Source organism: Pirellulales bacterium (genome assembly GCA_035533075.1).
Classification (GTDB): Bacteria; Planctomycetota; Planctomycetia; order Pirellulales; family JAICIG01; genus DASSFG01.
In genome coordinates, this window is sequence record DATLUO010000168.1 from 1 (window position 1) to 8,660 (window position 8,660).

5 protein-coding genes are annotated in these 8,660 nt (G+C 64.7%); 1 reads left to right on the forward strand and 4 read right to left on the reverse strand.

Features of this window, described 5'->3' with window-relative positions:
* Positions 1-1,132: 1,132 nt before the first annotated feature.
* Together VNH11_20785 and VNH11_20790 are read right to left on the reverse strand one after the other, a co-directional pair.
* Entirely contained in the window at positions 1,133-2,557 is a 1,425-nt protein-coding gene (locus VNH11_20785) for a DUF1501 domain-containing protein (protein HVA48815.1), read from the reverse strand.
* A gap of 153 nt (positions 2,558-2,710) precedes the next feature.
* Positions 2,711-5,773, reverse strand: coding sequence for a PSD1 and planctomycete cytochrome C domain-containing protein (locus tag VNH11_20790; GenBank protein HVA48816.1), 3,063 nt, complete (start codon positions 5,771-5,773; stop codon positions 2,711-2,713).
* 287 nt (positions 5,774-6,060) lie between these two features.
* On the opposite strand from VNH11_20790, the gene VNH11_20795 reads away from it, so the two are divergent.
* Complete coding sequence (locus VNH11_20795; protein HVA48817.1) at positions 6,061-6,264, forward strand: hypothetical protein; 204 nt, start codon at positions 6,061-6,063, stop codon at positions 6,262-6,264.
* A 94-nt stretch (positions 6,265-6,358) separates the two neighbouring features.
* On the opposite strand, the gene VNH11_20800 is transcribed toward VNH11_20795, so the two are convergent.
* Positions 6,359-7,858 (reverse strand): DUF1501 domain-containing protein, encoded by a 1,500-nt coding sequence (locus VNH11_20800; protein HVA48818.1) that lies wholly within the window; start codon positions 7,856-7,858, stop codon positions 6,359-6,361.
* Positions 7,859-8,394: 536 nt separating this feature from the next.
* On the reverse strand, positions 8,395-8,660 hold a 266-nt coding region (locus tag VNH11_20805; protein ID HVA48819.1), incomplete at its 5' end, for a hypothetical protein.

An 8,660-nucleotide genomic window follows, 5' to 3' on the forward strand; every position in this document is an offset into this window, starting at 1 on the left:
CCGGTGGCGATCGGCTTGCGCAAATTTGCGGAGGCCGATGAAACACGAGGTTTTTGCCCATCCGTTGACCTGATGGAGGGTTTTTTGGCGGCTGCTCAAATGATGTGCATAGTGGTCATCTGGCTGTCTGTTCTTTGAGCAATTCTTTTGTCCGTGCGGCGAAGCAGCGTCGCCGGCGTTCGTCGAGCTGCGTTGAGAAGCCGAAAAGATGCGGTCCCAAGCCAACGGCGCGGTAGAACGACGGAAACGATGCGGAGGAACGCCCGCCGCAGATCCATGCCAAGCTAGCCGCGAGATAGAACACAAGGATGGCGAGTGTCAGCCGTGCCGAAGAATGAGCGGCTGCCTAGCGCGACCGCCGAATGCCGCCCCCCCGCGCACGGTGTATATAAATTTGCACACACCGGCGAAACACGAGGTTTTTGCCTATCACGCGGTGTGAGTCGAAAAAATTCGGTCGCAAGCCAAGGGCGCGGTAGAACACAGGGAGCCACGCAGGCGGGCGCCTGCAACCGATCCAACCCAAGCCAGCCGCGCGGTAGAACAACCCAATCGGGATGAGAGATGAGAGACGTACGCTGGGACGCGAAACATCCCAAGCCAGCCGTGGTGTAGAACAGAGGAAAGTAGACGGCAGACGGGCAGACCCAAGACCAAAGACCGAAGACCAAAGACCAACACAGACAATCCAAAACTGATGCCCCACCCCCTAGATTTATGGTTGCGGGGCCAAAATGAGCCGCCCCGAGAGCGTCGGCGCAAAGCCCAGCAGGCCAAGGGGTTGCAGGCATGGCAAACCGAACACGGGTTTTGTTTTTGACAACGCTAATTATTTTATGACAAGGATAAATCGAGGCGACGCAACCGCACGTTGATGCGGAACCGGTCGCCGAGAGCGACATCAAATCCTGGGACGCCTTTACTCGTCCCTCGCGGTGGCAGGCGGCGCTCAGCGCCGGCTCGGGTCTTTGACAATTTGGTAGATTCACGCGGCAAAGCCGCCCTGGCTGAATCGGTCTCCGGCGAAGGGGGAGCTGAGGGCGGTTTCGAGGCACGCGCGTCGAAGCCGCCGGCATCGTGGATCGCAAGCCCTTCCACTCAAGATGTTGATTGCCGGGGGACGCAACGTCCGTCAAGCCAGAATTGCTTTGACCACCTTGCCCGACACGTCGGTGAGGCGGAAGTCGCGGCCCTGGTTGCGATAGATCAGCCGCTCGTGGTCGATGCCCAACAAGTAGAGCATCGTGGCATGCAGGTCGTGGACGTGAACGACGTTTTCCACCGCGTTGTAGCCCAACTCGTCGGTCGCTCCGTAGCTGATGCCGGGCTTGATGCCGCCGCCGGCCAGCCAGATCGAAAAGCCCTTCATGTGGTGGTCGCGGCCGTCGCCTTGGGCCATCGGCGTGCGGCCGAACTCGCCGCCCCAGACGACCAGCGTCTCGTCGAGCATGCCCCGCTCCTTCAAGTCGCGAATCAAGGCCGCCGACGCCTGATCGACCTCCTTCGACGTGATCTCCATGCTCCGCTTCAAGTTGCCGTGATGGTCCCAGCCGCGGTGATAAAGCTGGATGAACCGCACGCCCCGCTCGGCCAGCCGCCGGGCCAGCAGGCAATTGGCGGCGAACGAGCCGTCGCCGCCTTGCGTGCCGTAGCGGTCGAGCACGCTTTGCGGCTCGCCCGACACGTCGATCAGTTCCGGCACGCTGGCCTGCATCTTGAACGCCATCTCATACTGGGCGATCCGCGTGGCGATTTCGGAGTCGATGACCTGTTGGTTGCGAAGATGGTTCAGCTCGTTCACCGCCTCGACCACGTCGTGCTGCCGCTCGCGGCTCACGCCCTTGGGATTGCCGACGTAGAGCACCGCGTCGCCCTTCGAGCGAAACTCGACGCCCTGAAGGCGGCTGGGCAAAAAGCCGCTGTGCCACTGCCGGGCGGCAATCGGCTGGCCCTGCCCGCCTTTGCCCAGTGAGGTGAGCACCACGAACCCCGGCAAGTTGTCGCTGTCGCTGCCCAGCCCATACAGCAGCCAGGAACCCATCGACGGCCGGCCGGAGATGGTCGTGCCGGTGTTCATGAAAGTGTGGGCCGGGTCGTGATTGATGGCCTCGGTATGCATCGAGCGGATAATGCACAACTCGTCGGCCACCGAGCCGATGTGCGGAAACAGCTCGCAGATTTCCTGTCCCGCCGGGCCGAACTTTTTGAAGGCGAACTGGGGGCCGTAGCATTTGAGTTCTCGGCCTTGAAGCTGGGCGATCGGCTGACCCTTGGTATACGATTCGGGCATCGGCTGCCCGTGCAACTCGGCCAGCTTGGGCTTGTAGTCGAGCGTTTCCAGATGCGTCGGGCCGCCAGCCATGCAGAGGAAAATCACCCGCTTGGCCTTGGGCGCGAAGTGCAGCGGATCGACCACGCCCAAGCTGGCCGGGGCGCTGGCGGCCGCTGCCGGTTCGGCCCGCAGGAAGTTGGCCAGCACGGCCGAGGCGATGCCGGTCGTGGCGCGGTTGAGGAAGGTGCGACGATTGGCGAGGTCGAAAAGGGAATCAAGGTTCATGGGAAGCGGAACGTGGTTGGGGGAATTGCATCGCGGCGCGCCGGGAGCGAATTTCGAATTGGCAATTGCCTGACGCCTGACGCCTGACGCCTGACGCCTGACGCCTTGTCGTGGTGGGCCGGCGCTCGCAAGCTCGCTGGTCCCACCCTACGCTCAATACCTGGTGATCGTTTCGTGAAGGTTCAAGATCGCGCGGCTGACGGCGGTCCAGGCCGCCAGCTCGATTAGATCGCCGCCGCCAAGCGGCTTCAGCTCGCCGTTTTCCGTTAACGCGCCGGCGGCGGTCGGATCGGCCGCATAAGCATTTCGGTTCTTTTCATACAGCCGCACGAGCACGGCGGTTTCGTCGGGCATCGGGTCGCGGCCGAGCGCTTCGCGCCAGGCAAAGCGAATGCGCTCGCTCGGCCCGGCCGGCGCCTCCCGCAAGATGCGGGTGGCCAGCGCTCGCGCGGCTTCGACGTAGGTCGGGTCGTTCAACAGCGCCAGCGCTTGCAACGGCGTGTTCGACCGCGGACGCTCGGCGGTACACTCCTCGCGCGTCGGGGCGTTGAAGGCCAGCAGGCTGGGGTGCAGAAAGGTCCGCTGCCACCAGGTGTAAAGGCCGCGGCGATACTGGCTCTCGCCGTGATCGTGCATCCATTCGCGCACGGGAAAGTTCAAGTGTGCCCAATAGCCGGCCGGCTGATATGGCTTGACGCTCGGCCCGCCGATCTTGTCGGAAAGCAGGCCGCTGACCGCCAAGGCGTTGTCGCGCACCATTTCGGCATCCAGCCGAAAGCGGTTCTGCCGCGCCAGCCACTGGTTGGCCGGGTCCTTTTGCCGCGCTTCGGGCGAAGGCGTCGCCGATTGCCGATAGGCGTTCGACGTGACCATCAGCCGCACGATGTGCTTCACGTCCCAGCCGCTCTCGATGAACTCGACCGCCAGCCAGTCGAGCAGCAAGGGGTGCGTCGGCCAGGCGCCTTGCGTGCCCAGGTCGTCGAGCGTTTTGACGATGCCTTGCCCAAAGAAGAGCTTCCAGAGGCGGTTGACGAACACGCGGGCCACCAGCGGGTTGTCGCGCGAGGTCATCCACATCGCCAGATCGACGCGCGACGGGCGGCGATCGGTCACGTTCAGGGCGGCGAGAAACTCCGGCACGCCGGGCGACATGATCTCGCCCGAATCGTCCAGCCAGTTGCCGCGCGGCAGCACGCGCACCACGCGCGGCGCCACCGACATGGAAACCAGCGTCGTCGGGGCCGACTTGACGAGGTCGTCCTTTTGCTTCTCGATCGCGGCCAGCTTGTCGCGCAGCGGCTGCAAGAGCGGGGCGATCGTGCGATAGTAAGCAGCCAGCGTTCGTTTCTGCTCGTCGTTGCGGCCGGCCGGTTCGACGGCCAGAATGTCGGTGAGGTTCTTGGGCAGCGCATCGACCCCCTCCGCCCGAACCGGCCGCGGCGACGTGCTGGCGGCGAGCCGCAGCCGGCCGATGGCATGGCTGCTGCCGTAATTCTGGTGCAGCTTGAGGGTGAGCGTGGCCGGGTTGCCATCGCCCAGGTCGGCCGCAGTTTCCAGCACGAGCTGGTTGGCCTTCGCGACCTCCGGCAGAATCGCCCAGCCCGTCTTCGGCTTGCCATCGGCGGCGCCTGCCGCGTCCCAATCTTTTTGCGAGTGCGAGGCCGATGCGACCGACCATTTGACTGGGGCATCGTTGAACGTCGCCTCGACCTCGTTGAGCACGAAGTTGCCGTTGCCCGCCCGGCCGGGACCGTGGGTCGGCAGCGAATTGTCGGGCAGCGCTTCCAGCCGCAGGGCCGTGACGCCCTTGAGCGAGACCGGAACGGTGAACGTATAGACGTCTTTGTCCGGATTGGCGCCGCCGACGAGGAGTGAGCCGTCAGGCTGCGGCGTGAAGGTCGCCCGGCCCAACGAACTGCTGGCGGTGGGCGCCAGCGTCGCCCACTCGGTCTTTCGGTTGCGGAGATCCTGTTCCCATTGGGCCTGGGCGGCGTCGAGTTCGGGCCGCGGCTGGTCGAGCTCCGCGCGGCCGGCGGCGATCTGCGCTTCGACCTGCTTGATCCGCGCCGCCTCTTCGGCGGTGGGCATCGGAGTTTGTTCCTGCCGGCCGACGGCCCGCTCGTTCACGTCGGCAAAGAAGGCGGCGAAGCGGTAGAAGTCGCGGGTGGTGTAGGGATCGAACTTGTGGTCGTGGCACTCCGAGCAACCCATCGTGGCGCCCAGCCAGGCCGCGGCCGTGTTGCGGACCCGATCGGCGGAATACTTGGCCGTGTATTCCTTGGCCTGCGCGCCGCCCTCTTCGGTGGTTTGCAGCAGGCGGTTGTAGCCCGAAGCGGTCCGCTGCTCGCGCGTGGCGTTGGGCAGCAGGTCGCCGGCGATCTGCTCGACGGTGAACTGGTCGAAGCGTTTGTTGTCGTTGAACGCCTGGATCACGTAGTCGCGATAGAGCCAGACATAGCGGTCGTTGTCGCTGTGATAGCCGGCCGAGTCGGCGTAGCGGACCACGTCGAGCCAGTACTGGGCCATCCGTTCGCCGTAGTGCGGCGACGACAGCAGCCGATCGACAAGCAGGTCGTAAGCGTCGGACCGCGGATCGGCCAGAAAGGCATCGATCTCGGCGGACTTGGGCGGCAAACCGACCAGATCGAACGACAGCCGGCGGATGAGCGTGCGGCGGTCGGCTTCCGCGGCGGGCGACAGGCCGTGCTCCTCCTGTCGCAGAGCGACGAAGTTGTCGATCGGATTGCGGACCCAAGAGGCGTTCTTGGGCACGGGCAGCGGCGGCCGCTGTGGCTTGACGTAGGCCCAATGGGCGTCGAACGGCGCGCCTTCGTTGATCCACTGTTTGACCAGCTCGATCTCTTCGGCCGAGAGCGGCGGCTTTTTCGAATCAGGCGGCGGCATCCGCTCGTCGGGGTTTTGGCTGGTGATGCGTTCGACCAATGGACTGGCATCGGCCTTGCCCGGCAGGATGGCCTCACGGACCGCCTTGTCGCGGATGTGCAGTTCCAGGTCGGCTTTTCGTTGGGCGGCATCGGGGCCGTGGCAGGCGTAGCAGCGGCCGGCCAGGACCGGCTTGATTTGCTCGCTGTAGTTGACGGCCTCTACGGGCCGGGCGGCAGCGTCGGCGGCCGTGCAGCGTTGCGACCGCGGGCCGAGCAGGGCCAGGCAAAGGGCGGCAAGGGAAATGACCGGATAGCGAGAACGACAACTCATCACGCGGAACTCTCGTTGGGCGGGCGAAAACGGCGGGACTTCCGGAGATGGATGAAGCCAGAAGCGTCAATTCTCTCATGATAACCAACAAGGTGCGGACAACTCAACCTGCCACGCGCCGAGACCCGCGAAAGCGGACGATCCAACGGCCAGCCAAGCCGTTCCCTCACGGACCGAGCGGGCTACGGGCTTGATTCCACCCCCGACTTCCGTTTACTGTCTACTTCTACACGCCACGTACCCGCTGGGCCAAACATGACAATGCCGACAAGGTCTGGCTGAACGGCGTGCTCGTCCACGAGCACCGCGTTTACCATTCGGGCGCCGACATGGACCAGTTCGTCGGCCGTGGCACCTTGAACGAAGGCCGCAACGCGATTCTGGTCAAAGTGCTGCAGAATGAACAGAAAGAAGACTGGGCCCAAGGCTGGGCTTTTCAGCTCCGCGTGTGCGATCAGGCCGGGCAGGCCATTCGGGAGCAAAGACCGTAGGATGGGTTCGGGGTTCAGGAACACTGTTTCCTGACGCCTGAAACCTGACGCCTCAAGTCGGTGGGCCGGCGCTCGCAAGCTCGCTTGTCACACCCTACACGAGCAATGCCCGAACGACCTCGCCGTGGACGTCGGTCAGCCGATAGTCGCGACCTTGGAAGCGATAGACCAGCCGCGTGTGGTCGAAGCCCAACAGGTGCAGGAGGGTGGCCTGCAAGTCGTGAACGTGGACCTTGTCGCGCGCGACCGAGAAGCCCAACTCGTCCGATTCGCCGTGCGTGTAGCCACCTTTCACGCCGCCGCCGGCCATCCACATGGTAAACACATCGGGATAGTGGTCGCGGCCCAACAGGGCGCTGGCGGCCGTGCGGCCCTCGCGGAACGGCGTGCGGCCAAACTCGCCGCCGCAGATGATCAACGTCTCTTCCAGCATACCCCGTTGCTTGAGGTCTTTAATCAAGGCCGCCACCGGCTGGTCCATGCTGGCGCACTTCTTGGTCAGGCCGTCCTTGATGTCGGTGTCGCCCCCCGTGCCGTGGAAATCCCATCCCCAGTCGAAAAGCTGCACGTATCGCACCCCTTGCTCGATCAGCCGCCGGGCCAAGAGACAGTTGTTGGCAAAGCTCGCCCCGCCCGGCTCGGCGCCGTAGGCCGCGATCGTTTCTTTCGGTTCCCGCGAAATGTCCATGACTTCGGGCACGGCGGTCTGCATGCGGAACGCCAGCTCATATTGAGCGATCCGCGTGAGCGTTTCCGGGTGTCCCATTTCGCGGGCCTGCATCTCATTGAGATCGCGCAGGGCGTCGAGCGTGTCACGTCGAATGCCGCGGTCCATACCCGCCGGGTCGGAGGCATAGAGCACGGGGTCGCCCTTGGAACGGCACTGCACGCCTTGAAACACCGACGGCAGAAACCCGCTGCCGAACGAGTTCTTGCCGCCGTTGGGCTGCACGCCGCTGGAGATCAACACCACGAAGCCCGGCAGATTCTCATTTTCGGAACCGAGGCCATACGTCACCCAGGCGCCCATCGAGGGCCGGCCGGAACGCGGCGAGCCGGTGTACAGCAGCAACTCGGCCGGGGCGTGGTTGAACTGATCGGTCGTCATCGAGCGGATGACGCACAACTCGTCGGCCACCAACTGCAAGTTCGGCAAAGCGTCCGAAAGCCAGACGCCGTTCTGGCCATATTGGGCGAACTGCCGCGGGGTGCCCAGCAGCTTGGGCGTGCCGGACGTGAAGGCGAACCGCTTGCCCTTGATGAACGAATCGGGGCAGGGCTGACCGTCGAGCTTGACCAGCTCGGGTTTGTAGTCGTACAGATCGAGGTGCGGGGGCGAGCCGGTGAGGTGCAAGTAGATGACCTGCTTGGCCTTGGGCGCGAAGTGCGGCGCGCGGGGCGCGAGCGGGTTGACCACCTGCGAGGTGGCGGCCGAGAGATCGCGAGCGACGAGCGACGCCAGGGCCGCCGCGCCCAGCCCGAGCTGGCAGTCTTTCAAGAAGTGCCGCCGCGTGACGGCGCGGGCCTGCTCGGCTGGCACTTCAGCGGAACGTGAACGAAACGTTGTGGCTTGCACAGAACGGCAGGGATCCATAGGCGGGCATTCGGGTCGGTGGATCAAGGGGCGGGTCTATCCAGTTTACCGCAATGCCGCTAAGAATCCACCCAGGGGTGATGGTGCGATGGTGCCGTCGCGGAAATCGCGGGGTTGGCGATTCTTTCGCCACTCTCGGCGAAAGAATCGCCAGCGGGCCGGGACCGGCCTGCGCAAAACGGCCCCTGTGCGCCGCCCACGAAGGCCGAACCGGCCGAATCGCTCGGACGCCGCGGCCACTCTCTTCCGTGTTTCCTGTCCCCTGTTCCCTATCCTGGGCCCGCCGTCCGCTTCATGGCCGAATTGCGCGACGACGAGGTCGCCTCGTTTGTCACCTCCGCGCGAAAACGGGGCGGAGGGGCCGCCGATTTCAGAACGGTGGAACAGATGGGAAGAAACAGGCACACGAGCGTAGCGGCGGTTATCGCCGTATCGCCCACTCGCGTGGGAAATCCGTTTGCACGGGCCACCCCACGGGTGTAGGATCACCGGAAACGAGCGGGCTCGTTGCCTGCGCCGTTGCGTGTCGTTCGTCTTCAGTAGCAGGCACAGTCCCTGTGCCGTTTGCCCGGTTGGGTGCCGCGATGAAGTGGGGATTCCGCAAGCCGGGGCAGCAGCGACCTTTTCAAAAACTCCCTCCCCTTCAAAAAAGGTCCCCGACACGAATGGCACTGCCGGTTGGCGTGCTTGAGTTTACGGCGACGCCCGGCGCAGGCCCGCATGCCGTCGGCGCGCCCTGACGCCGCGTCGAGCCGTAGCTCGGGCGCGCGCGGCAAGCCGCTGATGCCGGCGCAGACCGCGA

Excerpts from the sequence above, each read along its gene's own strand:
- VNH11_20785 (HVA48815.1), bottom strand. The coding sequence starts at position 2,557 with ATGAACCTTGATTCCCTTTTCGACCTCGCCAATCGTCGCACCTTCCTC.
- VNH11_20790 (HVA48816.1), bottom strand. The coding sequence starts at position 5,773 with ATGAGTTGTCGTTCTCGCTATCCGGTCATTTCCCTTGCCGCCCTTTGC.
- VNH11_20800 (HVA48818.1), bottom strand. The coding sequence starts at position 7,858 with ATGGATCCCTGCCGTTCTGTGCAAGCCACAACGTTTCGTTCACGTTCC.